General features: G+C 64.3%; 26 protein-coding genes. 15 read left to right on the top strand and 11 right to left on the bottom strand.

What is annotated here, in order from left to right:
• The first annotated feature begins 330 nt into the window (after positions 1–330).
• The 9 genes from ACFOYU_RS20705 to ACFOYU_RS20665 all read left to right on the top strand — a co-directional run bounded on the left by ACFOYU_RS20705 (position 331) and on the right by ACFOYU_RS20665 (position 9,825).
• A complete protein-coding gene (locus ACFOYU_RS20705) occupies positions 331–807 on the top strand; it encodes a Tat pathway signal protein (protein ID WP_377035070.1) in 477 nt (158 codons plus the stop codon).
• A 10-nt stretch (positions 808–817) separates the two neighbouring features.
• A complete protein-coding gene (locus tag ACFOYU_RS20700; RefSeq protein ID WP_226741731.1) occupies positions 818–1,504 on the top strand; it encodes a MotA/TolQ/ExbB proton channel family protein in 687 nt (228 codons plus the stop codon).
• Entirely contained in the window at positions 1,504–1,947 is a 444-nt protein-coding gene (locus ACFOYU_RS20695) for a biopolymer transporter ExbD (protein WP_226741730.1), read from the top strand. The genes ACFOYU_RS20700 and ACFOYU_RS20695 overlap by 1 nt, the downstream gene beginning before the upstream one ends.
• 11 nt (positions 1,948–1,958) lie before the next feature.
• Positions 1,959–2,945, top strand: coding sequence for a TonB family protein (locus ACFOYU_RS20690; RefSeq protein ID WP_377035069.1), 987 nt, complete (start codon positions 1,959–1,961; stop codon positions 2,943–2,945).
• A 121-nt stretch (positions 2,946–3,066) separates the two neighbouring features.
• Positions 3,067–5,274, top strand: a complete 2,208-nt coding sequence (locus ACFOYU_RS20685; protein ID WP_377035068.1) for a TonB-dependent siderophore receptor — start codon at positions 3,067–3,069, stop codon at positions 5,272–5,274.
• Complete coding sequence (locus ACFOYU_RS20680; RefSeq protein WP_377035067.1) at positions 5,274–6,107, top strand: ABC transporter ATP-binding protein; 834 nt, start codon at positions 5,274–5,276, stop codon at positions 6,105–6,107. The genes ACFOYU_RS20685 and ACFOYU_RS20680 overlap by 1 nt, the downstream gene beginning before the upstream one ends.
• Complete coding sequence (locus tag ACFOYU_RS20675; RefSeq protein ID WP_377035066.1) at positions 6,104–6,997, top strand: ABC transporter substrate-binding protein; 894 nt, start codon at positions 6,104–6,106, stop codon at positions 6,995–6,997. Before ACFOYU_RS20680 ends, ACFOYU_RS20675 begins: the two co-directional genes overlap by 4 nt.
• On the top strand, positions 6,987–8,975 hold the full coding sequence (gene fhuB, locus ACFOYU_RS20670; protein ID WP_377035065.1) for a Fe(3+)-hydroxamate ABC transporter permease FhuB: 1,989 nt from the start codon (positions 6,987–6,989) through the stop codon (positions 8,973–8,975). Before ACFOYU_RS20675 ends, fhuB begins: the two co-directional genes overlap by 11 nt.
• A 25-nt stretch (positions 8,976–9,000) precedes the next feature.
• Positions 9,001–9,825: a siderophore-interacting protein gene (locus ACFOYU_RS20665; RefSeq protein ID WP_377035064.1), complete on the top strand. Its 825-nt coding sequence runs from the start codon at positions 9,001–9,003 to the stop codon at positions 9,823–9,825.
• A gap of 36 nt (positions 9,826–9,861) precedes the next feature.
• On the opposite strand, the gene ACFOYU_RS20660 is transcribed toward ACFOYU_RS20665, so the two are convergent.
• Positions 9,862–10,146 carry a hypothetical protein gene (locus tag ACFOYU_RS20660; protein WP_226741724.1) on the bottom strand — a complete coding sequence of 95 codons (285 nt, stop codon included), beginning with the start codon at positions 10,144–10,146 and terminating at the stop codon, positions 9,862–9,864.
• Positions 10,147–10,598: 452 nt separating this feature from the next.
• Between ACFOYU_RS20660 and ACFOYU_RS20655 the strand changes: the two genes are divergently transcribed.
• Positions 10,599–10,925, top strand: a complete 327-nt coding sequence (locus ACFOYU_RS20655; RefSeq protein WP_226741723.1) for a hypothetical protein — start codon at positions 10,599–10,601, stop codon at positions 10,923–10,925.
• Positions 10,926–10,945: 20 nt separating this feature from the next.
• Complete coding sequence (locus ACFOYU_RS20650) at positions 10,946–11,329, top strand: hypothetical protein (protein WP_377035063.1); 384 nt, start codon at positions 10,946–10,948, stop codon at positions 11,327–11,329.
• A gap of 124 nt (positions 11,330–11,453) precedes the next feature.
• On the opposite strand, the gene ACFOYU_RS20645 is transcribed toward ACFOYU_RS20650, so the two are convergent.
• The 3 genes from ACFOYU_RS20645 to ACFOYU_RS20635 form a co-directional block, all read right to left on the bottom strand.
• Positions 11,454–11,798, bottom strand: a complete 345-nt coding sequence (locus ACFOYU_RS20645) for a PRC-barrel domain-containing protein (RefSeq protein WP_377035098.1) — start codon at positions 11,796–11,798, stop codon at positions 11,454–11,456.
• A gap of 33 nt (positions 11,799–11,831) precedes the next feature.
• A complete protein-coding gene (locus ACFOYU_RS20640) occupies positions 11,832–12,182 on the bottom strand; it encodes a hypothetical protein (protein WP_377035062.1) in 351 nt (116 codons plus the stop codon).
• 193 nt (positions 12,183–12,375) lie between these two features.
• Entirely contained in the window at positions 12,376–13,053 is a 678-nt protein-coding gene (locus ACFOYU_RS20635; RefSeq protein ID WP_377035061.1) for a DUF1236 domain-containing protein, read from the bottom strand.
• 693 nt (positions 13,054–13,746) lie between these two features.
• Here ACFOYU_RS20635 and ACFOYU_RS20630 point away from each other — a divergent pair.
• Entirely contained in the window at positions 13,747–14,235 is a 489-nt protein-coding gene (locus tag ACFOYU_RS20630) for a DUF411 domain-containing protein (RefSeq protein ID WP_377035060.1), read from the top strand.
• A 109-nt stretch (positions 14,236–14,344) separates the two neighbouring features.
• Here the strand turns inward: ACFOYU_RS20630 and ACFOYU_RS20625 are convergent, their stop codons facing one another.
• From ACFOYU_RS20625 to ACFOYU_RS20605, 5 genes are all read right to left on the bottom strand, one after another.
• Positions 14,345–17,479 (bottom strand): efflux RND transporter permease subunit, encoded by a 3,135-nt coding sequence (locus tag ACFOYU_RS20625; protein ID WP_377035059.1) that lies wholly within the window; start codon positions 17,477–17,479, stop codon positions 14,345–14,347.
• A gap of 1 nt (position 17,480) precedes the next feature.
• Positions 17,481–18,599, bottom strand: a complete 1,119-nt coding sequence (locus tag ACFOYU_RS20620; RefSeq protein ID WP_377035058.1) for an efflux RND transporter periplasmic adaptor subunit — start codon at positions 18,597–18,599, stop codon at positions 17,481–17,483.
• Positions 18,600–18,609: 10 nt separating this feature from the next.
• Positions 18,610–19,182: a PadR family transcriptional regulator gene (locus ACFOYU_RS20615; RefSeq protein ID WP_226741718.1), complete on the bottom strand. Its 573-nt coding sequence runs from the start codon at positions 19,180–19,182 to the stop codon at positions 18,610–18,612.
• 236 nt (positions 19,183–19,418) lie between these two features.
• The gene (locus tag ACFOYU_RS20610) at positions 19,419–19,910 is read right to left on the bottom strand and encodes an HPP family protein (RefSeq protein WP_377035057.1); all 492 of its coding nucleotides are present in this window, start codon (positions 19,908–19,910) and stop codon (positions 19,419–19,421) included.
• Positions 19,911–19,922: 12 nt separating this feature from the next.
• Positions 19,923–22,829 carry a molybdopterin oxidoreductase family protein gene (locus ACFOYU_RS20605; RefSeq protein WP_377035056.1) on the bottom strand — a complete coding sequence of 969 codons (2,907 nt, stop codon included), beginning with the start codon at positions 22,827–22,829 and terminating at the stop codon, positions 19,923–19,925.
• A gap of 253 nt (positions 22,830–23,082) precedes the next feature.
• Here ACFOYU_RS20605 and ACFOYU_RS20600 point away from each other — a divergent pair, with 253 nt between their 5' ends.
• The 3 genes from ACFOYU_RS20600 to ACFOYU_RS20590 all read left to right on the top strand — a co-directional run bounded on the left by ACFOYU_RS20600 (position 23,083) and on the right by ACFOYU_RS20590 (position 25,044).
• Positions 23,083–23,784, top strand: a complete 702-nt coding sequence (locus ACFOYU_RS20600; protein ID WP_377035055.1) for a phosphatase PAP2 family protein — start codon at positions 23,083–23,085, stop codon at positions 23,782–23,784.
• A 222-nt stretch (positions 23,785–24,006) separates the two neighbouring features.
• Positions 24,007–24,474, top strand: a complete 468-nt coding sequence (locus ACFOYU_RS20595; RefSeq protein WP_377035054.1) for a PRC-barrel domain-containing protein — start codon at positions 24,007–24,009, stop codon at positions 24,472–24,474.
• Positions 24,475–24,537: 63 nt separating this feature from the next.
• Positions 24,538–25,044, top strand: a complete 507-nt coding sequence (locus ACFOYU_RS20590) for a PRC-barrel domain-containing protein (protein ID WP_377035053.1) — start codon at positions 24,538–24,540, stop codon at positions 25,042–25,044.
• Positions 25,045–25,148: 104 nt separating this feature from the next.
• On the opposite strand, the gene ACFOYU_RS20585 is transcribed toward ACFOYU_RS20590, so the two are convergent.
• Together ACFOYU_RS20585 and ACFOYU_RS20580 are read right to left on the bottom strand one after the other, a co-directional pair.
• Positions 25,149–25,904, bottom strand: coding sequence for a Crp/Fnr family transcriptional regulator (locus ACFOYU_RS20585; protein ID WP_377035052.1), 756 nt, complete (start codon positions 25,902–25,904; stop codon positions 25,149–25,151).
• 372 nt (positions 25,905–26,276) lie between these two features.
• Positions 26,277–26,463: hypothetical protein (locus ACFOYU_RS20580; protein WP_377035051.1), on the bottom strand; the 187-nt coding region annotated here is incomplete at its 5' end.

Below are 26,463 nucleotides of genomic sequence, written 5' to 3'. Positions count from 1 at the left end.
CAGACCGCGACACGGCATTTCCTCGGATCCCGAGCGCCGAAATCCTTCAAAAAAGCACCTTACAGCCATTTTAAAGAGGCGAAATTCCTATCGAACTCAAGGCTGTAAGGTCTCTTTTAGAACCGCTCTGACTTTTCGCTAAGCCCTTGATCAGAATGTCTTCTTTCAGATATTCGAGACGTGGCGCAGGAACCTGTTTCAGCGCCGCTCGATTGCTTGACCTGACTATCCTGACAACACGCCAGCGCTGATGGCGCCGGGCGCGGGCGGCTGCATGCTCGCGTCGCGGTAGACGCGCTCGACCACAAGAAGAGTGAAACGACGCTTCTCATGGGAACAAACCCTCAAGCCTCCGGCACGACCGCTCTCACCCGTCGCACCAAACTCGTCGCCGCCTTTGCGGCTCTATCGCTCGGCATCGGTGGAGCCGCCTGGGCACAGGAAAAGACGCCAGCGTCTCCTCTGCGGGTCGAACTGAACCGGCTGGAGAATGCAGGCGACAGCTGCCGGGCGTATTTCCTGATCAACAACCGTCAGGGAGCGGGCTGGCGCTCGCTCAAGCTCGATCTGTTCGCGCTCGACACCGACGGTGTGGCGGCCAAGCGTCTGGCCGTGGAGATCGGGCCCGTTCCGGAGAAGAAGACGCTCATCAAGCTGTTCGACTTCGCCGGCCTCTCATGCCCGCGCTTCGGGCGCATCCTCCTCAACGATGTGATGGCCTGCGAGGGCGCGGCCAGCGACCGTGAGCAGTGCCTCGCCGCCATCGAGACCGCCTCCAAGGTCGACAACGTTCCCTTCGAGAAGTGAGGCCGCAATCATGAACGAGATCGCCCCCACCGCGCCGCATGATCTGTCCTTCCTCGGCCTGTTCCTTCAGGCCGACCCCATCGTCAAAGGGGTCATGATCCTGCTCGTCCTGGCGTCGCTCGGCTGCTGGACGATCATCATCGACAAACTCGTGCGCCTCGTGAGGGTGCGGCGCCAGGCTCGCGCCTTCGAGGCCGCTGCCCGTTCCGGCGAGAGGCTCCATCCGCAAATCCCGGGCCCCGCCGGGCGCATCGTGGCGGCCGGCCACGAGGCTTGGCGCGACCAGGACGCGTCCGAGTCCCGGGCAGAGCGGCGGGAGCGGATCGAGCGCGCCATGCGGGCCGCGCTTGCCGTGGATATGCGCCGTCTCCAGCCGGGCCTCGCCTTTCTTGCCACCACAGGATCCGCAGCGCCCTTCATAGGCCTGTTCGGCACGGTGTGGGGAATCATGAATTCATTCTCCGCAATTGCGAAGAGTCAGGATACGAGCCTGTCCGTCGTGGCTCCCGGCATTGCCGAAGCCCTGTTCGCGACTGCCATCGGCCTCGTGGCCGCCATCCCGGCGGTGATTGCCTACAACAAGCTCACCACCGATCTCGGCCGCGTGCAGCAATCGTTCGCTGCGGGCATCACGGCTCTGGGCGACCGTCTTGCCCGTGACCGCAAGCCCCATGTCCGCGCAGAGGCCGCCGAATAATGGGCATGGGACCGCTCCGCTCAGGTGAGCCGGACGACGAGTTCGGCGCCACACCTCTTTCCGAGATCAACGTCACGCCGCTCGTCGACGTGATGCTGGTGCTTCTCATCATTTTCATGGTCGCCGCGCCTCTCATGACGGTCGGCGTACCGGTGCAGCTGCCGAAGACGGCGGCACCGAAGGTCTCGCAGCCGAAGCAACCGGTCGTCGTCAGCATCGACGAGAACGGGCAGCCCTTCCTCGACAAGGAGCCGCTCCTGCCCGAGACGATCGTGCCGCGCCTCAAGGAGCTTGCAGCTCAGGACCCGGCCCAGATCGTGCTGGTGCGCGGAGACCGGAGTGTGCCCTACGGCCGTGTCATCGAGATCATGGGCCAGGTCAGCGCGGCAGGCTTCAGCAAGGTGTCCCTGATCGCCCAGGCACCGAGCCCGACGGCGCAGTAAAGCCCGAGACAATGCAAACATTGGTTCAGGACAGGGAGACGAAGGACCAAGGTCGCCTCGGTGCAGCCTTCCTCGTTGCGCTCTCTCTCCATGCCGGCGCGCTGGGAGCCCTCGCGCTCTGGCCGTCCCGGGACGTTCAGGCTCCACCCGGCGAGCAGGAAATCACCATCGATCTGGCGCCCGCCATGGAAACCGCCGAAGCCCTCGCGCCAGCGGAAGCGGCGGCCCCGGCCGATGTTCTGGCCGAGGCGGCGGAGGTTCAGCCTCCCGAGCCCGTCACGGCCGAAGCCCTGCCGCCGGAGGAGGTGCTTCCACCGGAGGAAATGACCGAGGTTCTTCCGCAGGAGACCGCCGAAGCCGTCCCGATGGAAATGAACGAGGCCGTCCAGCCCGAAGTGGTGGCAGAAGCAGAAACCGCCGAGGCCGTGCCCGCGGATGCGGCGCCCGTCGAGGCGGAAGCGGCTCCGGAACCCGAGGTCGTCGCGGCCCTTCCTCCGCCCGATGAAACGGTCGTGGCGAAGACACTGGAGCAGAAGCCCGCCCCGAAGCCCAAGAAGCCGCCGGCACCGAAAAAGGTGGAGCCGAAGCCGCGCCCTGCCCCGCGCAAGGCGGTTGCCGAGCAGAGGTCAGCTCCGTCCACTCCACGCCAGGGGCAGGCCTCCTCGTCGCGGGAGAACACGGGCGGTGCAGCGGCCTCGGCGGACCCGAACGTTCTCAACCGCTATGCGGCGCAACTAAGCTCCACCCTGAGAAGGCGCCTGCGCTATCCGGAGGGCCCGAAAGCGCAGGGGATCGAGGGTGTCGCAACCGTCCGTTTTACCATGCTGCGCAATGGTCGGATCGTCGGTGCCGCACTCGTGCGCAGCGCCGGACATCCCGCTCTCGATCAGGCCGCACTGGCCGCCACAGCGCCCGGAACCTCCCTGCCTCCGGCGCCGGACGCCCTTCCCCAGCAGCAGTTCACCTTCGCCGTGCCGCTGCGGTTCGACCTGCGCTGAGGAGAACGGGCACGCACGCGGAAGGCTTGGCAAGCCATCGAGCAACAAGAGGGCCCCGGCCCCATCATTCGACAAGAGGCATCACAGGCGCGGCCTTGAACCGCGTCCGGAAGGACAGACAATGAGTGCGTATCCGAATTCGACCAAGCGGCTCTCGCGCCGCAAAGCTGGGCTCTGGGGCCTCCTCGCCACGACGGCTTTGGGAGGTCTCGGTCTCTCCGTGACCCATGCGACGGCGCAGACGGCAATCGCCCAGCCGAACGGCGAGATCGCCCTCGAGACGGTGACGGTCACCGAGCGCGGCGAGACCGCGACGGGCCCGGTCCAGGGCTATGTGGCGACCCGCAGCGCGAGCGGCAGCAAGACGGATACGCCCATCATCGAGACGCCCCAGGCCGTCTCGGTGGTCGGACGCGAGCAGATCGAGGAGCAAGGGGCTCAGTCGGTGGTGGAGGCGACGCGCTACTCGCCCGGCATTCGCTCGGAAACCTTCGGCGGCGACGTCCGCAATGACTGGTTCCTCATCCGCGGCTTCACGGCCCAGGCGACAGGCTATTACCTGAACGGCCTGCAGCTCTTCTCGACGTCCTTCGCCACCTTCAGGCTCGAACCCTACGGCCTCGAACGCATCGAGGTTCTGCGCGGCCCCTCCTCGGTCCTCTACGGCGGCACGAACCCGGGCGGCCTCATCAACGCCATCAGCAAGATGCCCACGAGCGAGCCGCTCCGCCGGGTCGATGTGGGCGTCAACTCGTTCGGCAATGTTTTCGGCGCCTTCGACCTGAGCGGCCCGGTCGCTACGGGCGGTGACGGCAGCCAGTTCTTCTACCGGCTCACCGGGCTCGGCAAGATCGGCGACACCCAGACGGACTACACCAGGGACGACCGCGCCTTCATCGCGCCGAGCCTGACCTGGAAGCCTTCCGCCGACACGACCCTGACGATCCTCGGCTCCTACCAGCGGGACAAAACCAACGGCCAGAACTTTCTTCCCTATGAGGGAACGGTGGTCCCGGCCCCCTTCGGACGCATTCCGACACAGTTGTTCACCAGCAATCCGGGCTTCGATTCCTTCGAGCGCGAGCAGGCGATGATCGGCTATCAGTTCGAGCATCGTTTCAACGACGCTTGGACGGTGCGCCAGAACCTGCGCTACAACGCTCTCAGCATCGATTTCACGAACCTTTACGGCCTCGGCTACGCGGCCGTGCCGACGGCGACTCAGGCGCTTCTGGCGCGCGGCAACTTCGTCACCAAGCCCCGCGTCGGCCTGTTCACGGTCGACAACCATGCGGAGGTGAAGTTCGCCACCGGCCCGCTGAGCCACATCCTTCTCATGGGGCTCGACTACAAGCGCTACCGGATCGACGACGAGCAGGGTTTCGAGATGGGCCCGCCCCTCGACCTGCTCAATCCGATCTATACGCCCACCCTGCCGACGACCTCGCGCTATACCCTCAACAACATCGTTCAGAACCAGCTCGGCGCCTATGTGCAGGACCAGATCAAGTTCGACCGCTTCACCCTGGTGCTGAGCGGGCGGCATGACTGGGTCAACACGGACACGACCAATTACCTGTTCCCGTCCGCCAGCACGGAAGGCGACGACCGCAAGTTCAGCGGACGCGTCGGCCTCGTCTACACGAGCGATATCGGACTTGCGCCCTATGCGAGCTATTCGCGCTCCTTCAACCCGCTGATCGGCACCAACAGCGCCACCCAGCGCCCCCTCGAGCCCGAGACCGGCGAGCAGATCGAGGTGGGCGTCAAGTACCAGCCCGTAGGATCCCGCAGCTTCATCGGCGTGGCCCTGTTCGACCTGACGCGCCAGAACGTGCTGACGACCGATCCGGCCAATGTCCTCAATCAGGTGCAGACCGGAGAGGTGCGCTCCCGGGGCGTGGAGTTCGAGGCCAACGCCAATCTGATGGAGGGGCTCAACCTCGTGGGCGCCTACACGATCTATGACCTTGAGACCACGAAGGACCTGGACCCGTCCCGCATCGGCCGGGTTCCGGCGGGCGTGCCGGAGACTTTCGGATCGCTCTGGCTCGACTACACCGTGCAGGAAGGAGCTCTCAAGGGCTTCGGTGTAGGCGCAGGCGTCCGCTTCGTCGGCAGCTCCTATGCGGACGAGGCCAACACCCTGAAGGTGCCGAGCTACACGGTCGCCGATGCCGCCGTTCATTACGAGCGCGACAACTGGCGCTTTGCCTTGAACGTGTCGAACCTGTTCGACGAGGTCTATGTGGGCTCCTGCTCCTCACCCAACGCGTGCTTCTACGGCGACCGCCGCAGGGCAACCGTGAGCGCGAGCTACAAGTGGTGATGAACGCCCCGTTCCGGCGCAGAACGGCCGAGACCTTCGCCGGGCGTCCCGGCGGGGCCGACGCCGTCCTCGAGATGGAGGGGGCTCACCTCTCCATCGAGGGGCATGCGCTCCTTCAGCCGACCTCGCTCGCTTTCGGGCGGGGGCGCGTCTACGGGATCATCGGCCATAACGGGTCGGGCAAGTCGACTCTCCTCAAGCTGCTGGCCCGGCAGATGCCGCCGAGCGGCGGCGCGATCCGCTTCGCCGGAACTCCGATCCAGGATTTCGGCGCCCGCGCCTTTGCGAGGCATGTTGCCTACCTTCCCCAGCATACCCCCGTCACGACGAGCCTGACGGTCCGAGAACTCGTGCGTTTCGGGCGCTATCCGTGGCATGGCCCTCTTGGCCGCGTCTCTCCCGAGGATCACCGGCACGTGGCCGAGGCCATGAGCCTCGCCCAGGTGGAGCCCTTCGCCGACCGGCTGGTGGACACCCTTTCGGGCGGCGAGCGCCAGCGCGCCTGGGTCGCGATGCTGGTGGCCCAGAACAGCGGCGTCATTCTTCTCGACGAGCCCACCTCGGCCCTCGATCTCGCCCATCAGATGGAGGTCCTGCGCCTTCTGCGGAGCCTGAGCCGCAGCCGGAATCTGGGCGTTGTCGCCGTCCTGCACGACATCAACATGGCGGCGCGCTTCTGCGACGAGCTGATCGCCCTGCAAAAGGGCGCGATCCGCATGCGCGGAACGCCCGGCGACATCATGCACTCCGACGTTTTAGAGATGGTCTACGGCATCCCCATGGAGGTGATCCGCCATCCCGTCACCGAAGCGCCCATCGGATTCGCGCGATGACTCGGAGCCTCAACCGGCGCGAGCTGATCGCAGCCCTCCTGCTTTCGCAAGCTCTCCCCGTCGGCGCACGGAGCACTGGGCGCCCGAGCCGCGTCGCCGTTCTCGATTGGGGTCTGACCTCGACCGTGCTTGCTCTCGGCATCGAACCGGTCGGCATTGCGGAGATCGATCTTTATCGTCGATGGGCGGCCGAGCCTCCTGTGCCTCCGGGAGTCCAGGATATCGGCCTGCGCACCGAGCCGAACCTCGAAGTGATCGCTGCGCTCGAGCCCGATCTGATTATCACGACACCCTTCAGCGAAAGCGTCCGCCCGCTTCTGGAGCGCATTGCGCCGACGCGCTCCTATGCCACCTATACGGCCTCTGGAGAACCGTTGGAGCAGTCCCGCCGGATCATGCGCGACATCGCCCGGGAGCTCGGCGTGGAGAGCCGGGCGGAGGCCGTGCTGGCCGAAGCGGATGCCACCTTCGACGCCGCCCGGCGCGCGCTCGTGGGCCGTGCTTTGCGCCCGCTCCTCCTCGCCGGTTTCATGGATGCACGCCATGTGCGGATCTATGGCGCCAATAGTCTCTTCGGCGATGTGCTGAACCGTATTGGCGTGCCGAACGCCTGGGACCGCCCGACGAATTATTGGGGCTTCAGCCTCGTGGGCGTCTCCGATCTGGCAGCCTACCCGGACGCGCAGCTCGTCGCGATCGAACCCATCCCTGCCGATGCTCCGGTCAACAGGGAGGGGCCGGGCCTGTGGCAGAACCTGCCTTTCGTTCGGGCCGGACGGATCACGACCCTGCCGACCGCCTGGGCGTTCGGCGACGTCGTCGCGGCCGGACGCTTTGCGCGCCTGTTGAGCCAAAATCTTCTTGCCCATGAGCCTGCCCGTGCAAGCTAGCCGGACCAGAGGCGGCGCCGTCGGACTGGCAGGTGCGATCCTGAGCCTCGCGCTTGTGCTGAGCGCCGTGCAGCTCGCTCGCCAGCTGCCGCCTGCCCTCTGGTTCCAGGCCGCCTTGCAGCCTTCGGCGGACGACGTGCGCCAGCTCCTGTTCCATTTCAGCGCCCTGCCGCGCCTGATGACGGCGTTTCTCTGCGGGACAGGTCTGGGGCTGGCAGGCGCCTTGTTTCAGCATGTTTTGCGCAACCCCCTCGCCTCCCCGACGACCCTCGGCGTCGAGGCGGGCGCCCAGCTCACGCTTGTGATGGCAGCCATCTGGGCCCCCGCGCTTCTGGGTGCGAGCCGGGAGATCGTCGCCATTGCCGGGGCCGTGGCCGTGACGGCGCTGATCTTCGCCGTCGCCGCGAAAAGAGGGTTTTCCTCCCTCACATTGGTGCTGACGGGACTGGTGGTCGGCCTATTCTGCGGCGCTCTCTCCGTTGCCTTGAAACTCCTGAACCAGGAATACGTCACCTCCCTGTTCATCTGGGGAGCGGGCTCGGTCGCCCAGCAGGACTGGTCCGCCGTTGCCTATCTCCTCCCGCGCCTCCTCATCGGGGGAATCGTCGCGGCCCTGCTCGTGCGCCCCTTGAGCGTCATGGCTCTGGATGACGCGAGCGCCAGCAGTCTCGGCGTATCCCTGCAGGCGCTGCGCGCAGGCGCCCTCCTTCTCGCTGTCCTGTTGACCGCTTTCGTCACATCGGCTGTCGGCGTCATCGGCTTCATCGGGCTTGCCGCGCCGCAGATCGCCCGCCTCTCGGGGGCCCGGCAGCTCCGGGACCGTCTGATCCTCTCCCCTCTGTTGGGTGGCGGGCTCCTCGTCCTCGTCGATCAGGCCGTTCAGGCCGCTGGCGATCATTTCGCCGATTTTCTGCCGACGGGAGCCGTAACGGCCCTGTTCGGCGCGCCCCTGCTCCTGTGGCTGCTGCCGCAGTTGCGCTCGGCGGGCAATGACTGGGCCACGGATATTCATGCTACGTCACGCATCGGAAAACGTCCTCTCGGCTTTTCGGCCTTCGGCGGAATCCTGATCGCCGCCGTTCTCATGGCGGTTTTCCTCGGCCGAACTCCCGACGGATGGTCTTTGGCCTTCGGGGAGGAGTTTGCCACCCTTGCCCCCTGGAGGGTGCCTCGTGTCGCTGTCGCACTCCTCGCCGGAGCCATGCTTGGCATGGCAGGCGTCCTGCTGCAGCGGCTGACGCGCAATCCCATCGCGAGCCCGGAAGTGCTCGGCATCGGCACAGGGGTGGCGCTTGGGATCTTGGCGAGCATGGTCATCAGCGCCGCTCCCGGGCGCGCACTGCAACTGGCTCTCGGCCTCGCCGGCGCTTTCGCGGTTCTGGCGCTCCTGCTGTGGCGTGGCACGCGAGCCCGCTTTGCCCCGGATCAGCTCCTGCTGACCGGCATCGCCTTGAGCGCGCTCCTCGATGCGATCGTGGTCAGCTTCCTGGCGCTCGGCGACCCAAGGGCTTCCCAGCTTCTCGCCTGGATGGCGGGCTCGACCTACCGGGCCGACGCCTCCCTGGCCTGGATGACGTTCGCGATCGCCGTCCCGCTGTTCCTCGCGACGCCTCTGACCTCGCGCTGGCTCGACATCCTGCCCCTCGGGGACGAGGCGTCGCGGGAGCTCGGCGTCGAACTCGGTGCCGCACGCCTTGCCGTGATGTTGCTGGCATCCATGTTGACGGCGGCCTCCGTGCTGGTTGTCGGTCCGCTCACTTTCGCCGGCCTCGTCGGTCCCCATCTGGCGCGGGTGCTCGGGATGCGGCGCGCATTCGAGCAATTGATCGGCGCCGCCCTTCTCGGCGCCATCCTCATGGTGGCGGCCGACTGGCTCGGTCGCATGGTCATCTTCTCGTTCCAGCTTCCCGTGGGCCTCGTGGCTGCCCTGATCGGCGTTCCCTACCTGATCTGGCACCTCACCCGGCGCGAGCGCTGAATCCCCATCCTGAAAGGATCCCCGCATGTCGGACGCAACCAAGGCTCCCGCTCAGAAAGAGACCAGGCTGCAACTCTGCATACTCCATGTCGTGCGGACGATTGATCTGACACCCCGCATGCGCAGAATCGTCCTCGGAGGACAGGATCTCGCCGATTTTGACGTGCCGACGAATGCGCTCGGCCCGTATGTCAAACTCCTGATCCCGCCGAAGCATCTGGCCGAACCGGAATGGCCGACCATCGGGTTCGACGGACGGCTCGTCTGGCCGGCCATCGAAAGACGTCCCGTGATGCGCACCTACAGCGTACGCCGCTTCGACAAGGCGGCTGCGGAACTGCATGTGGATTTCGTCATGCATGGGGACCGCGGCGTCGCCTCCGCATGGGCCGCCCGTGCTCAACCCGGCGATGTCGTGGGAATATGGGGGCCGGGCTGTCCCACCACGCAGAATATCGACTGGTATCTGTTCGCGGGTGACCACACCGCCCTGCCGGCCCTCGCCTTCATCATGGAGCACCTGCCGCCAACCGCGCGCGGCCAGGTGTTCATCGAAATCCCCGACGAGACGGAAATGCAGGCTCTTGCCCGCCCGGAAGGTGTGGAAGTCACATGGCTCTGCCCGAACGGCGCCCATCCCGGCACGACCTCAGCCCTACAGGATGCGGTGAAAGCCGCCTCATGGCCCTCGGACGCACGTGTCTTCGTATGGGCGGGCGCCGAAGGATCCGTCGCGCGCTCGATCCGCAACCACATGCGCACCCAGCATCGCCTCGACCGCGAGCAGATGTACGTGCTGAACTATTGGAAGCGCGGCGCCTCGGAAGGCGCCTTCGGCTATGTGGATTAGCGCGGCCCGGTGGGGTCGCACGTCCGGCTCCGCGTCTCAGCGCTTGCGCTGATTGGCCTTCACCGCATTCTCGACCTTGTCGAGCTTGTCTTCGATTTTGTCGAGCTTTGCCAGGATCTGGTAGAGGAGATCCGGCATCACGCGCGCATAGTCGACATTCTCGCGGGAGGCCTTGGCAGTCGCCTGGGCGGCTTCGATCAACTCGCGGATCTCCGCACGGGATACGGGCGCGGCGTCAGCGGCGGGAGCAGGTCCCGTTTGCGCGTGAGCCTGTGCTGCGAGTCCCAGCACGAGAATTGCAGTCGAGACGGCGCGGCGCATCTTCGTTCTCCTGGAGAAAATCATCTTAGTTCTTGTGAATTCGTGCCGTAATGCAAAGCCTTTGACAAGACAACCGTTCGCCGCTCGAACAGGCAAGACAAATCTACGGAACGGCTCGAGTGCCGCTCTGCCCGGTCGCGGCAGCCTGCCCATTTCGGGTAGGCCCACGGTCTAAGACCATCGTCCAACCACACCTGTCGCGGCATGGACTAACCTCCTCCTTGTGACCCCGAATGCAAGGAGGGCGGGTTGCTGATCCTTCACTGGCACTGGCTTATTTCAGCGCTCCTGACCCTTGCTGCCCTCGCCATCGCTTTCGAGGCGCCTTGATGCTGGGTCAGTGCCGCTCGGCTCGCCGTCGACATGAAATTACGCGCTACGCAATAACGTGTTATTTCAGTCGGCGAGTTGAGAAACTTTCCCTTCACCATAGCCGTGCCATTTAAAAGGGCATGAGCAACGACACCAAGGATATAGTAGAACGGTTGCGATTCACGGCGGACATGGCCCTGCCGTCGACAACCGGGTTCACCCGCCTGAACGACGACGCGACGCGGATGCTGGGCGAGGCTGCCGACGAGATCGAGCGGCTGCGGGTCGAGCTGGCGGCAGCCAACGAAGCCATCCGCCTCTCAGACATACGCCTGCACGAGACCCGCAGTGAAGACCGGGCGTTTTCTAGAGGTCGATCCGTGGAGTCTCCGCAAAAGGCAGCCCGCGGTCAGGACAGGCCAGCGCGCCCCGAAGGTCGCACTGGACTCGCTTCCGACGGCTGCTAAGGTCCCGCGCGGAGGGCATCATGAAACGGTTTCTTGTCGGTCTCGCACTGTCTGCCTTGGGGATCACATCCGCCATCTCGCAACAGGCCCCGGTCGGGCCGCCGGTCAACACCATCCGGAAAATGGGAGAGGCCCTCTGGTCCTGTTGGAATCCACCACCGGATACCCAGAATTTTCAGGTCACGATCCGCTTCAGCTTCAAGCGTAACGGCGAAGTGCTCGGGAAGCCCCGCATCACCTACTCCACCTTCAACGGCGACGTGGAGGAGCGGAAGATCATCATGAGCCGGATCCTGGCATCTCTCGATGCCTGCACACCTCTGAACGTCACGCCAGAACTCGGCGGCGCGATCGCCGGACAGATCTTCACGATGACATTCACCTCGCCTTCCACCAAGGCATAGACCGTCATCTGGCACGACGCCGACGAGCAGGCTCGGCTGTCGGACCGTTGATTTCATCTCTTGAGGTGGGGCAGAGAGCGGTGAGGCCTGCCACTCTCGGGAATGGCAGGCCTCATCGCATGAATTATCCGATCACTGCCGATCGTGACCCGCGGGAGGCCCAATAGTCCCGCACGTGCTTTCCGTAATCCGGCTGAGAGAATGGCTCCTCGCCTGCTCCATAGCTCGGAGCTCCCATCAGCTGCTCCTTGTCGACGTCAACCACGTAGCCCTTCTTGCTCGTGTCGTAGGTCAGCATGTTCCACGGAAGCGGATGATATTTCTGGCCGATCCCCAGGAAGCCGCCGAAGCTCATCACGGCATAGGCAACCTGGCCCGATCGCTTGCCGACCATGAAGTTGTACACTTCACCGAGCTTTTCGCCGCTGCGATTGTAGACCGCCGTGCTTTCGACCTTATTGGACGCGATCAGATCCGTCGTTTCGTCATGCTCGACGGAACTTTAGGATCTCCTTTGGTCCCGGTGGCCCGAGTACTGGCTGTCGCCCGACCGCCCGAACCGTCTCCGGGCTTTGCTGCCGACCTGATCCGTGCGAACTGAGGATGCGATCATGTATCCTGCCGTTCCCCCGAGAAGAATGCCGAGCAGGATGATACCGTCATCAAGGGCGAGGCCGGTGCGGGTCCTCTGGCGCTCGTCGTAATCACCCCATTGGTCGTAGTCGTAACCCTCCAGGTCTTCATCGTAATCCGGCGAGATCGCTCTTCTTTGATCGTCCATCCCGTAGGCTGGAGATCCCATTCCGGTTCCGGAGCCCAGACGCGAAGCGCCGCCTCGATATGTCTCAGCCATATGCACCTCCTCATTGAGAGTTGGATGGTCCGACAGTCTCCTCGGACTGCGCGGCCTAGCTGTCCAACCCAGCCGGAAAGCGATGGTTCATCAGCGGCGCCATTCTCAGCCCGCAGCGACAGCGAAACCCCGCGGCACGTGAGCACCGCGGGGTGAAGAAGGTCCGCAAGGCGGACCAGTCTCTTGCGAAGGTTTACCGCTCGATCACGGTAACGACGCGGCGGGAGCTACCCTCGACGATGTAGTACCGATCGCCGACCAGCACGACCTTACACTCACGGATGCCGGTGATCAGGCTCTCGAGCGTTGTCGGGCAGTCGACCAGCTCGGTTACCGTAGTCGGGACCGTCTGCCCCACCGAGATGCTGATGTTCTGCTGCACCGGCCTCACATTCACGCTGCGGAGCGTCTCAACGGCTCGGGTGCGCTGCTCGCCCGACAGGTTGATGTTGACGTTGGTGTTGCCACCACCCGTGGTTCCAGACGCCGTGCCGGAGGTGCTGCCGGAGGCTCCGCCAGAGGTTCCACCCGACGTGCCGCTTGCCGCCCCGCCAGAGCCGCTGCCCGAGGTCGTTCCGGAGACCCCGCCGGACGTGCCGCCCGATGTGCCTGAGGAGGTTCCACCGGACGTGGTGCCGGAAGCGCCGCCCGAGGTGGTTCCCGACGCACTACCCGTGCTGCCGCCCGTCGTGCCCGAAGCGCCACCCGAAGCTCCGCCGGATGTGCTGGGAGCAACGGTCGTCCCGCCCGACGTCCCACCCGACGTACCGCCCGAAGTACCGCCCGATGCACCGCCGCTCGTCTGAGCCACGGCCGCAAGGCTCAGTGAGAAAGCGGCAGCGGCGACTGTTGTCAGAAATGCTATGCGCATGTGTAACCTCCCAAAACATGAGCGGCCTACTCGAGCCGCATCAGTGGGGGATCAACGACAAATTCAGGGATGATGTTCCCTTATACTGAAGGATCGCAGGAATGATATGAAGAGACCACCCTCGCATGAAGACTTATTGAGCCCCATCGATGGGCAAACCTGGTCGGAGGAGAAGCGAGAACTCGGCATGTTCAAATGAACAACTGTTCAGAATTGGCTGGCCTCCCGATTTTGGAGCATAATTACATTAAAGCCAACGCTATAGTGTCCAATACGCGTGGACGAGGCTTGGCCGCAAATGCGAAGGGGCCAGGACATGTATGCGGATACTCCAACCGCTGGCATCAGAGGGATCCTCCGGGCTGCCTCTGAACCGAGATCGTCCGATCCTGCGAGCGGAGCACGTGACTGCTGCCAATCCCGGGTGGACAAGAAGCCCTATTGAGTCGCGGCTCCTGAAAACCCAAGTTCATGGGCTCTAATTCGAAATCGATGCAATGATCCGGGATACTGCGACACGGCGATGGCCTATACAAGCAACATGGTTCGCGATGTCGTGTGCAGCGCAATCGCCATTCACCAGGTCGCGTATAACCAAGGTTACCGCGGCCATTGGCAAGGGCATGAAGATCCGCCAACTCGCCCGGGACATCATGAAGGCGTAGGAGAACGCCAAGCAGTGAGGCTCACATCATGAAAAGCAATCCGACGGTCAACCGGCGAGCGCTTCTCGTCGGCCTTGCCGCCACCCCTATCGCCATGTCCGCCGTCGCCGCGGCGGCAACAGAATCCCAGCCGAAGCTGGTGGTCACCAAGGATCCAAACTGTGGCTGCTGTGGCGCTTGGGTCGACCACGTCCGCGCCGCAGGTTTCCCGGTGGAGGTGGTCGAGTCACCCGAGGTGAACCGCCTCAAGGTCCGCCTCGGCGTGCCCCAATCTCTCGCATCCTGCCATACGGCCGAGGTCGGCGGCTACGTCATCGAGGGGCATGTTCCCGCGGACGCGATCAAGCGCCTCCTTGCCGAGAAGCCTCATGCCAAGGGTCTCGCGGTTCCCGGCATGCCCGTCGGATCACCGGGAATGGAAGTCGATGGCGTCGAGAACGACACCTACGACGTTGTTCTGTTCGGGGCTGAAGGACAAAGAACCTTCGCCCGTTACCGTGGGACCCGACAGGTCTGACGAGATTCGCAGCGTCTTTTCGATTTCCCGGCGTTGCATTCCTTCAAAGGCGAAAGGATGCGCTCTTGCGCACCCTTTCCATGTCGATTCCGGACGGCGCCAGCCTCCGCTACTCCGCCGCCAACAGCGCCGGACCGGCATCCTCCGTGACAGGCGCGACATCAGATTTTCGTCCGAAGCCGAGCTTGTATGCCATGTCCTCGAGCAGGGTGAGCACCACCGGCACCACCACCAGCGTGAGAACGGTCGAGCTGATCAGGCCTCCGATCACGGCATGTGCCATGCCGGCGCGTTGCGCCCCGCCCTCGCCCAGCCCCAAGGCCATCGGCAGCATGCCGAAGATCATGGCGAGCGTCGTCATCAGGATGGGCCGCAGGCGCACCTCGGTAGCCTGCATGATTGCGGCTGAGCGTTCCATGCCGCCCTTACGGGCTTGGTTGACGAAGTCCACCAGCAGGATCGCGTTCTTCACCACGAGACCCATCAGCATGATGAAGCCGATCGCGGACATCATGTTGAGGGTCGATCCCCAGGCCAGCAGACCGAGGAACACGCCGACCAGCGACAGCGGAAGCGACGCCATGATGGCGAGCGGCTGCAGGAAGCTGCCGAACTGCGACGCCAGGATGATGTAGATGAAGATCACGGCCAGAAGCAGCGCCGACCCCGCGTAACCGGAAGTCTCCTCGATGTTCTTCGCCGATCCGCCGGACACGTACTGATAGCCCGCCGGCAGCTTCACCTCCTTGAGCGCGGCCTTGATCTCGCTCGTGACGTCGCCCGCGGCCCTGCCGCTGACGTTGGCCGTGATCTGCACCTCCCGCGCGAGATCGCGCCGATTGATCTGGGACGGGCCGACGCCAGGCTCCAGCTTCGCCACCTCCCGCAGCGCGACCATGCGCGGCGTGCCGTCCTCGTTCGACAGCCTGCTGGCGAGATAGAGCCGAGACAGGTCTTCGCGGGACTCGCGCCCCGTCTCGGGCAGGCGCACGTTGACATCGTAGTTCTCGCCGTTCGGCGCGCGGAAGCTGCTTGCATCCTCGCCGGACAACAATGGCCTGAGCGTGTCGGAAACCTGCTGCAGGCTCACCCCGAGATCGCTCGCCAGCTCGCGATCAAGGCTGACTGCGATGGTGGGGCGGGCCGCCTTCAGGCTCGACTCCATGTCGACCACGCCCGGCACCTTCCCCATGATGGCCGCCGTCTCGTTTGCGATCCGGGCCAGTTCGTCGAGGTTCGGTCCCTGGACGCTGATCTGAACCGGCTTACCGTCGCCGACGCCCGGCAGGCTCACGGCCAGATCGATACCGGGAATCGCCTTGAGGCGCTCGCGCATCAGGTCCACCAGCTCCGTTGCCGAGCGCGTCCGCTCCTCGATGGGTTTGAGCGTGATCGCCACGCTCGCCTCGTTCCTGCCGGCCGCCTGGCCGCTATTGATCGTCGTGTAGGTAAAGTCCACCTCCGGGAAGTCCTTGATGGCGGCCTCCGCCTGACGGGCCTTCGTCTCCGTATATTCAAGGGAGGAGCCTACCGGCGCGGTCACCTTCACGGTCATCTCGCCCATATCGGCCGTCGGGACGAACTCGACGCCGATCATGGGCACGAGGGCGAAACTGCCCACGAAGATGCCTAGGGCGGCCACCATCACGACCCAGCGGCGCCGCAGGCTGAAGCGCATCAGCGGCCGATAGACGGCCAGGATCCCCGCCGTCAGCTTGTCCGACAGGCTCGCGACCCAGCCGAACACGCCGCGAGGCTTCCGGCCGATGGACGGGTCGTGCCACACGCTCGAGAGCATCGGATCGAGCGTGAACGAGACGAACAGCGAAATCAGCACCGCCACAGAGACGGTGATGCCGAACTGAAAGAAGAACTTGCCGATGATGCCGCCCATGAAGGCCACGGGGGCGAACACGGCCACGATGGCGAGCGTGGTCGCCACCACGGCCAAGCCGATCTCCTGGGTACCCTTGAGGGCGGCCTCGAAGTGGCCTGCCCCCATTTCGAGGTGGCGGGCGATGTTCTCACGCACCACGATGGCGTCGTCGATCAGAATGCCGATGGCAAGCGAAAGGGCCATCAGGGTCATCGTGTTCAGGGTAAAGCCCATGAAGGCGAGCGCCGCAAACGTGCCGATCACCGAGATCGGCAGCGTGAGCCCGGTGATCACGGTCGAGCGCCACGAGTGCAGGAACAGGAACACGATGGCGATAGTCAGGGCTGCGCCCTCGAGCATCGTGCTGCGCACGTTCGCGACCGAGCTGCGGATACCCTTGGACGAGTCCTTCACGACGGACAGCTCTACGTCCGACGGCAGGGAGACCTTGAGCTCGTTCACAGCCTTGAACACGCCGTCGGCGACCTCGATCGTGTTGGCGCCCTGCACCTTCACCACATCCACCGCCAGAGCCGGCTTGCCGTTGTAGAGGGCGAGGCTTGTCTTCTCCTCCTGGCCGTCGATGACGTCAGCCACCTCGGACAGGCGGACCGGAGAGCCTCCGCGTTGGGCCACGATGAAATTGCCGATCTCGCGCGGCTCCTTCACAGTTCCCTCGATCTGGACGACCTTGTCCTCGCGCCCGCGGGTGACGTTGCCCGCCGGCAGGTCCTGGTTTTCGGAGCGGATCGTCGCCACGACCTGATCGACGCCGATGGCGAGCGCCTGCATCCGGTCCGGCTTGAGCCGGATCTCGACCTGGCGCTTCACCCCGCCGACGATGGCGGCGCTGCCCACGCCGCGAACAGTCTGAATCCGCTTGAGCACGACCTCGTCGGCCAGCGTCGTCAGCTCGCGCAACGAACGCGAAGGCGACTCCACCGCCACCGATACGATCGGCGCGCTGTCGGGGTCGAAGCGGGTGACGGTCGGGTCGTCCACCTCATCGCGGAGCTGACCGCGAATGCCGGCCACTTTTTCGCGCACGTCCTGCACGGCGGTCGCCCCAGGCGTGTCGAGGGTGAACTGCGCAATCACGATGGAGCGCCCCTCGACGGAACGCGAGGTGAGCGTGTCGAGACCGCTGATCGTGTTGACGGCATCCTCGATCTTGCGGGTGACGTCGCTCTCCACCGCCTCCGGGGAGGCCCCTGGATAGGAGGCCGTCACGACGACCGTGGGGATGTCGACGTCGGGAAACTGATCGACGCCGAGACGCTGATAGGAGAACAGCCCGACCACGAGAATCGCAACCATCATCATGGTGGCGAAGACCGGGTTGTTGATGCTGATACGGGTGAGAAACATCTTACTTTCCGCCGATGCGGACCGGAGTACCCGGTTCGAGAATGATGGACGGGGCGCTCACGACGGTGTCGCCCTCCGACAGGCCCGACTTCACGGCGACCAGGGTGGCCGTGGCGTCCTCCGACACCTCGACCGACTGCCGGGCGATCTTTCCGCCGTCGAGCTTGAGCACGTATTTACGGTCGGCGTCGCCGCGCACCGCTTCCGGCGGGACTGCGACGACCTCCTTTACCTCCCGGACAACGATGTCGCCCGAGGCGAACATGCCGCCGCGCAGAACCTGGTCGCCGTTTTCGACGCGGATGTAGACCGGGATCGAGCGCGAACCGGCTTTAGTCGTCGGATTGATCCGTTCGACTCGGCCGGAGAACTCTCGACCTTCGATGCCAGGCACGCGGAAGCTCGCCTTCTGTCCCACCGCCACGCGTGCGATCTCGTTCGTCGGCACCGGCGCCTCGATCTCGAGCTTCGCCAAGTCGATCAGCGTCAGCAGCATGCCGTCCACCGGAACCTTGTCGCCCGGATTGACGGCACGCTCGGACACGAACCCGTCCATCGGAGCCTTTACGACGGCCTCCTCGAGCGCCTTCCGGGCGAGATCGACCTGCGCCTGCTGTGCGCGAACGCTCGCCTGGGCGGCCCGGTACGAGCTCTCGACCTCGTTCACGGAGGCCTGGGCCGCATAACCTTTCTGCTGAAGGCTGAGCTTCATCGAGCGGTTCTTCTCCGCCAGCACAAGCTGTGCCTTCGCGGATTCGAGGTTGGCCACGCGCTCGTTCAGCCTGGTTTCGAGATCCTCGGTATCGAGACGCACGAGGACGTCACCCTTCTTTACGGGCTGGCCCTCCTGAACCAGGACCTCCGACACCTTCGCCGCAACCTCCGACTTGAGCGTCGTCTGATCCACAGGGCGCAGGGTACCGGCGAGCGGGACGTTGAACCGAAGGTCCGTCTTACGCACTTCGGAGATCTCGCTCGCTGCGAGTTCGACCACCGTGGGCCCGGGAGCCGTAGTCGGAGCCACCGCCTGGGCCGTATCGTTCTTCAGGTAGCGCGCCCCCCCGGCTCCCGCCGCAACGACGGCGGCCACGGCAAGCACGACAGCAAAGTTTTTCTTCAAGGTAATGCCCCTAGTGCTGGTCATGTCCGACGAGTTCGCCGGCCGCGGATGTACCCACGTCGCTTTCGCTCCGACCGAGCTCGGCCAAGAGTTCCGGAACGCTCTCGCGCAGGAATGAGAGTTCCGCCTCGGCCAAGACCCTCCCCATGCGAACCAGGAACCGGTGCCCCGGGCGGCAGGTGTTGGTGGATGCTTCCATCTCGGCCTTGATCTGCTCCAGTTCCGCCACCCGATTGGCGAGGACGTCTCGCAGCTTCTCAGGAGGAAGCAGATCGGCGAACATCAGCAGCGTCACCAACTCGGAGCGGATTCTGTGCCGTCCCTCCGAGGCCCGGAGCGATGCAGCCAGAGCCTCGCGACCCCTGTCGAGCAAGGTGTAGACGGTCTTGTTCGGCTTGCCTTCCTGCGGCACGACCGTCGCCGAGACGAGGCCCTCCTGATCGAGCAGCTTCAGAGCGGCGTAGATCCCGCTCGGAGCGACGTCCATGAAGCGGGCGAAGACCTCCTCGACACGCTTTCTGATCTCGTAGCCGGAAGCGTCCCCCATGGACAGGACGGCAAGGCAAAGGGTTTTTGTGTCCAAAGTGGAATACTCCATATTGGAGTATGATGTAGGCGCGCCAGCATGCAGCGTCAATAGTCCCGAGGCCCTATAACGAGGGCTGACACGCAAAGGCACGGCAATTCGAACGACAACCTTGGCTGTGAGCAGAGCTCGTAGCCGGGCCTCCCCTCACCGCGTCCGAGGCTCGTGCCGAGTCAGGGCCTCTTCACCGGTGCTCGGATCCCGCTTCGGGCGGACTTCCAAGGCAGGGAGGTTCAGTCACCGGCAGACCGCAACCGCCGCAATCCCTCTCCAAGCAGGGCGACAATCAGGATACCGGCGGTCAGCACCCCCATGTCGCGCCACGCCAGGGAGAATCCGCCCAGCGAAACCAGCAGCGCGGTCGCAGCAGCAGGCGGATGGGAGGCTTTGAGCGGAACCTGAATCAGCAGCGTCGCCCCCATCGCGATCACCGACGCCCAGATCCGGGGCCAGCTCAGCTCGTTCGACGACAACACGGGCGGAGCGCTCCCTGCCCCCAGGATGAGGACGCCGGTGATTGCGGCCACGATGCCGGCCGCATGCCCTACGACGACATTGTAGAGCTTTGCGGAACTCTGCCCCGGCTTATGCACCTGCAGAAAAATGGTCGGCCCAAGGCTCGGGAACAGCCACGGCAGGCCGGCCCAGTATCCCGTCGCGCCGACGACAGCTGTCAGCAGCATCGCCGACAGCGGCGCCCAAATCCACTCGGGAATGCTCTTCACGGGCTCTCATCCTTACGAGGGAACCGTAAGAGCCTGAGGCGAAGCCCGCTTGATCCGCGTCATCAGCCAGGTGCGCTGTCGGTGGTTCTGCTCATCGATCCGCTTGATAAGGCCCTTCATCTGCTCATCGCGCAGCCCGCTTGCGGCTTGGGCGAGGATGACGAGCGATACATGCGATTCGTTGGCGAGAAGCCAGCAATCGTGCAGGTCGCGAACGAGGCCGAAACCGGTCGCCTTCTGCTGCGGCTTCAGGGCACTTCCGAGGCGGTCCGTCTCGGCCTCCCTCTCCTCTCCGTAGCGCTCGATGAGAGAACGCAATTCGTCGAGCTCCTTGCGGGACCAGTGCGCCAGAAGGTGGCATTCGTTCCGAATGTCAGGCTCGCGCGCATGCGCCTCGGCAACCTTTTCCAGCGCGTCTGCCAGCGCCCGCTCGCTGCCTTCCAGCAGGCCGAGATACTCACGGACGTGCCGGTGCTCGGGCTTAACCACCTTCATGGCCGCATCCGCCATGTGCTTGAGGCGGTCGACCACCTCGGACGCAATGGTAGGCGCCGTGTCGGGCTGATCCGTTTGCGGCTCGTCGATCTTGCTGATGGATACCGCCGCATACTTGAAGTGCGGCTGCTTGCTTACAGCGTCCCATTCGAACAGGGTCAGCTCGTTCGCCGCACGCATCCGCTCCGGGTCGTCCCAGTAGCCGTAGTGGAACGGAATGAAGACTCTCCCCGGCTCGATGTCGCCGATCCTGATACGAGCCTCGACCTTTCCCCGCCGGGAGGACACGCTGACCCAATCGCCCTCCCTCAAGCCGTTTCCGAGCACGTCCGCAACGTTCATCTCGATGAAGGCATCGGGCGCGGCATTGTGGAGTTCCTCGGAGCGTCCCGTCTTCGTGCGGGTGTGGAAATGGTAGACGAGCCGGCCTGTCGAGAGCCAGAACGGATATGCGTCGTCGGGCTCCTCGTGGGGAGCGTGGTACTCGGCTGCCTTCAGGAGAGCCTTTCCGCTCGGATTGAGGGCTTTGTATTCGGTCGGTGTGACCACGCCGCCGGTGACGAGGTCATGCCCGAAGCTTTCGCAATACTCGGGCTCCGTAGGGAAATGATGGTCCTCGTAGAGCCGTTTGGTGCCCTCCGTCTGCTGCTCGTTGCAGGGCCAGGGAATTCCTGAGCCTCCCGTGAGCTTGGCGTAGGACAGCCCCGTGTAGTCGCAGGGCCGCCCCCGGGTGCAGGCCTTCCACGCCTCGAACGTGCTCTCCGGATCGTGCCATTTGATCAGCGGCCGCCCATCCTTGTCGCGGAAGTCCATGCGGCGCGCATAATCCAGGAAGATGTCCAGGTCGGACTTGGCCTCGCCTGGCGGTTCGACCGCCTTGTGGGTGATATGCACCGTGCGGTCGACATTGGTGAAGGTGCCGGTCTTCTCGCCCCAGCCCGCAGCCGGCAGGACCACGTCCGCCAGTTCCGTCGTCTCTGTCGGGAACATGTCCTGCACCACCACGAACAGGTTCGGGTTCTTCAGGATGGAGCGTACCCGACCGAGGTCAGGCAGCGAGACCGCCGGATTGGTGGCCTGGATCCACAGCATGCGGATCGAGCCTTTCTCCGCATAGTTGAAGATTTCGAGCGCATGGGTCGGAGGAGCCCAATGCGGGATCTTGTCCATCTCGACGTTCCACAGCTCCGCCAGCTCCTTGATGTGCTCCGGGTTATCCCAGTTGCGGAAAGCGGGCAGGTCGCCGTCGGCTCCGCATTCGCGGGTATTCTGGGCGGTCGGTTGGCCATTCATCTGCAGCAGACCACAGCCCTGCTTTCCGATGAAGCCGCGGATCAGGTTGATGTTGTTGACCTGCACGGCCGCCGCAGTGGCCTGCATCGACTGGTAGACGCCCTGGAGCACGGTGGATACGAGGCTCTTGGCTTCCGTGAGCATACGCCCGGCCTCCCGAAGCCTCTCAGCGGGCACGCCTGAGAGCTCCTCCACGCGTTCTGGCGTGTATTTGGAAACGGTCTCCTTCAACTTGTCGAAGCCGATCGTGTGCGCCTCGACGAAGGCTCGATCCACTCCGCCCCCCTCGATGATGAGGTTCAGAAGTCCGTTGAGGACAGGCACGTTCGTGCCGGGTTTCGGAGAGAGATGGATATCTGCTTCCTTGGCCGTCGGTGTCTCGCGCGTGTCGATTGCGATGAGCTTGGGCGGGTTCGGCCCGCGACGGCGGTCGAGCACCTTCATCCAGAGAACGGTATCGGTCTCGGCGATGTTGTGACCGACGTGAAGGATGCAGTCCGTCGTATCGATGTCGGAGTAGCTGCCGGGCTGCCCGTCGGAACCGAAGGTTTCCTTCAGCGCCGCAGCGGCAGTCGCAGTGCAGAGGCGGGTATTGCCGTCCATATGCGGCGTACCGATGCCGGCTTTGCCGATGACGCTGAGGGTGTAGTACTCCTCCAGCATCAGCTGACCCGTGGTGTAGAAGCCGATCGAGGAGCCCGTATAGTCGCGGATCAGCTCCTGCGACCTGGAGACGATGAGGCCCATCGCCTCGTCCCAGCTCGCCTCGCGAAAGCCCGTGCCGGAGCGGATAAGGGGTCGGGTCAGACGATCCGGGCTGTTGTTGGCGCGCCAGCCATGCAGGCCCTTGGGACCAAGTCGTCCTCGATTGACCCGATCGACCTCGCGGCCGCGCACCCCGACGATGCGCCCGTCCTTGACGCCGATGTCGAGAGCGCAGCCGTTGGAGCACAGGACACAGGCCGATTGAACCCAGCGCTCGGGCTCCTCGATCAGAGCCTCGTCGACGCGGGCAGGCCACTGGTCCTCGCCATGGAAGCCAGTGCGCTCCCCCCAGATGTCTGCAATGCTGTCCCGGCTCTGGCGGATCGCCCTGCCCGCCTCCCCAAATCGGCTCCGTCCCTGACGCATGGCACTCTCCGCTGATCGAAATACAACGGTCGCCAACTTGTCCGGAGGTGCATTGTTCCTGCTCCTCCTCGCGAGTGCCTGTGCTTCCACCGCAAAGTGTTGGTACGGTAGTGGACCATCGAGGTGCCGATGCTGTTCAACCTCTTTTCGGCACGGCGCGTTGATTGGGCGAAGCCACTCAGAACAACCGAACGGATGGAAATTGAAGCCGCGCCTGCAACAACAGCCCATGGACATGGCCGGTGGATCCCGGATGGGAGCCCTTGCCCGGCAGATCGGTCGGGCCGAGTGGCCCATCCTGCTGGCGAGCCTCGCGGCGGCAGGCGCTATCTGGGCCTTCGTCGAACTGGCGGACGAGGTTGTGGAGGGCAGCACCCACGCCATCGACCGGAGGCTCCTTCTCGCCCTGCGCAGTGAAGCCGACCCGGCAGAGCCGCTAGGCCCTGCCTGGCTGGAGGAGATGATGCGCGACTTCACGGCGCTGGGCGGGGTCGGCGTCCTGACGCTGCTCACGGTAGGCGCGGTGGGTTACCTTTTCCTGACCGACAAATGGCGTGCCGCTCTTGCAGTTCTGCTTTCGGTCGCTGGCGGCATCCTGCTGAGCACCCTCATCAAGATGGGCTTCGACCGCCCCAGGCCCGATCTTGTCTCCCACGGTTCCTATGTCTACACGGCCAGTTTCCCAAGCGGCCACTCCATGATGGCGGCCGTGGTCTACCTGACCTTGGGCGCGCTGCTTGCACGGGTCCAGTCGCCCAAGCGCGCGAAGGCGTACATTCTTGTGTCTGCCGTGCTCCTGACGATCCTGGTCGGCATCAGCCGGGTCTATCTCGGCGTTCACTGGCCGACCGATGTACTGGCAGGCTGGGCCGTCGGCGCTGCCTGGGCGTTGCTGTGCTGGGTCGTCACTTTGTGGCTGCAGGCGGAGGGCAAGGTCGAGCGTGAGGCGGTTTAGGAGATGCGAAGCCTTCGCTGCCCCTGCAAAGCGGGCGCCCCTCGCCTTCGGGATGCGCCGCGGCCCAGCCGGCAGGCCGCTTGCGGAGCCTCTGTTTTGTCCGCCACCGTACGGAATTTGCCGCACGGTCGCCCCCCATGAGGAACGCTGTTCGTATCCCTCTGTTGTTCATGGGAATGATGCTCGCTGAACACTTCGATGCTCCACGAGGGATCTCGATCGATGCAAAAGATACACCATAAGGTGCTGCTGGGCCTGCTTCTGTCGGCACCGCTTGCTGCCATGGCGCAGAATGCCACGCCTCAGCGCGTTTCTCCTCAGACCCAGGTGAACCAGGGCACGCCGGACCCGGCGAGCACGGCCGCACTTCCGTTCCGAACCATGCGGGCCGGAGAACTCGAAGGAAGCGGTGTCTATAATGCACGAGGAGAAAAGCTCGGTGAAGTGAAGCGTCTCGTCTTCAAGTCCACCGACGGACGCCGCTTCATCGTTCTCGATCGGGGCGGATTCCTCGGTGTTGCCGAGAAGGAAGTCCCTATCCGCCTGGACCAGGTCTTCTATCAGCAGGGCCGTCTGGTTGTGCGGGATGTGACCGGGCCTGAGCTGGAGGCTGTTCCGGACTGGGACGTCAGAGACCATGAGTACCGCGAACTCGTGGATTCCGACATCGTCAACATACCTCAGCTCTAGCAAGCCCCTGCCCGATTAACCCGATCCCCGGCCGCCCCTGCGGGATCGTTCAAGGAGGAATTCATGCGGACATTTCTGCACTTCGTGAGTCTAGGCGTTTCGATCATATTGACGGCCCCCGCCTATGCGCAGGCCGGTGGCACGGCAGGAGCTCCGGTGCCTCCGGGCAGCGCGACGTTCGAGCTGGAGCGGTATCTCGGGCAATATACGCCGGGAACCCTGCGCCCCTCGGATTTCGTCGGACGGGAGGTCCATGGCGCGGACGATCAGGTGATCGGCGAAATCGCCGACGTGCTGTTTGGGCCCGACGGCCGAATGTCCGAGTTCGTCCTCGAGGTTGGCGGCACTCTCGGTTTCGGTGAACGCAAGGTCCGTGTTCCGGTCCATGCCTTCCGGATCGATCCGGGGACCACGGCAACGACCGGCACTGTCGGGGGCCTAGCTCCCAGCACCGAGGCGGGAGTCGACACCCGCCTGAGTAACCGGATCAGCCCGGTCGTCTATCCCGATCGGATCATCCTTCCGATGTCGGCCGAGCAGCTCAAGGCGATGCCGTCGTTCAACGGCTGACGTGTAAAACCGTCCAGGGACCGAGTAGGCCGGGTTCGGGTATCGCGGGGATCGAGGCGAGATCCGCGATATCGGCGCTCGCTCGGCAAGCCGCGACCTCGTCTTCAACCGGGGACGATCAGGGTCTTCTCGAGCAGGCGGGCATACTCGTACCTGATCACGCGGTAACAGCCGCAGGCGAGGCGCTCCAGCCTCGGCCGGCTCGCGATAGTGATGCACCCGCGGTCGGTGTGAATGGCGCCGGCCTCCTTGAGATTGCTGATGGCGACCGTGACGCTGGGCCTGCGGACGGTCAGACTGTTGCTGAGCGTTTCGTGCGTTACGGGAATGAGATCGCACTTGAGCCAGTCGTGAGCCAGCAGGAGCCATCGTGCAAGACGCTGCTCCGTCTCATGGCGTGAACTGCACAGCACGAGCTGGGAATTCTGCACGGTGATCGCCTGGGTATAGCCCAAGAGGAGATCGTGCAGTATTGGCGTGCGGGCCATGGCAGCTCGAAGGCTGGCGGCGCTGATCATGAGCGCTTCGCCCGGGATCAGCATGACGGCACGCAGGGGAGCATCAAGAGTACCGAGAACGACCGGTGCTCCGACCATGCCCATTCGGCCCAGAACCCCGACTTCGACGGGATCGTCGCTGTTGGTTTTGGCCTGCAGCGAGACCAAGCCACTCTCGATGAAGAAGACGTGATCCTGCTTCTTATAGTAGTCCTGCAGGATGGATCCGCGAGGAATGACGGCGAGTTCCAGTTCCGTGAGGATGTATTCCAGCTCGGAGGGTGGCAATGCTGCGAGCAGTCTGTTCCGAGGTCGCCCATCGAGGAGTAGCTTCGGCTCAACGGGTGTTCGTTCAAAGCTCATGCCGATCACCTCACCCATCCTTGGCCTTCTGTGGCGTCAACGATCCTGGATGCTCTCAAAACAGCGAGTACATAGCTCCTGTGAAGTCATGGCTTCGGCACGCCAGAGGATGAGCCCATCAACAATTTTGCAAGTGCAGGCTCTGAACTTGCCGCCTTCGTTCATCCCTCACTCCGGGTGTGTGATGTTCCTCTGGCTAAGAATCATCAGTCGTTCGCGGAGTCGAACAGGACGTTTCAGTTCCGGCGGATGCAGCAGCCCTCATCTGTGATGACGCGACCTCACGTCGTTGCGTGTACCATCCCCTGAGGCTGCTGGAGCCGGCGGATTTCTCCGCCGGCTCGTTGTTTTGGTGTGGGGCGAGGTGTGGGATTACTCCCAGACCCGCAGCTCGGCCTGCTGGTTGCGCGGCAGACGCTGGAAGCTGTCGATCTGATCGCGATAATCGTCCATCGCCTCGATATCCTGCTCCGTCACCCCCCGGATGAACAGCTGATCGCCCCGAAGCCAGAACCGCTCCAGCGGAAACGCCACACGGTCCGCCCCGATCCCGAGAAAG

The organism is Microvirga sp. GCM10011540, from assembly GCF_042650665.1.
Classification (GTDB): domain Bacteria; phylum Pseudomonadota; class Alphaproteobacteria; order Rhizobiales; family Beijerinckiaceae; genus Microvirga; species Microvirga lenta.
Note: the sequence above shows the minus strand (reverse complement) of the source record. Positions and strands in the feature narration are given on the sequence as shown.